Origin of the sequence: Pseudomonas sp. BW16M2 (assembly GCF_014268865.1) — a bacterium.
Taxonomy (GTDB): Bacteria; Pseudomonadota; Gammaproteobacteria; order Pseudomonadales; family Pseudomonadaceae; genus Aquipseudomonas; species Aquipseudomonas peradeniyensis.
In genome coordinates, this window is record NZ_JABWRI010000111.1 from 1 (window position 1) to 203 (window position 203).

Consider the following 203-nt stretch of genomic DNA (forward strand, 5'->3'; position numbering starts at 1 on the left):
GGCGGCCCCAGCGAAACCCAACCGCAGGACGGCGCCGCGCTCGGCGCGAGCCAACGGCTGTGGCAACAGGAACTGGAAAACCCCGACAGCCTGCTGTACCAGGCCCTAGTCGCCAAGCACCAGGGCCTGCTCCGGCAACTGCTGGAGGCCTTGACCAGCCAGGACCTGAGCAAGGTCTACGACACGGTCAAGGGCCTCACCAC

At 67.5% G+C, this 203-nt stretch carries 1 protein-coding gene; it reads left to right on the forward strand.

Features of this window, described 5'->3' with window-relative positions:
• On the forward strand, nt 1–203 hold a 203-nt coding region (locus HU735_RS26920), incomplete at both ends, for a hypothetical protein (RefSeq protein ID WP_186716506.1).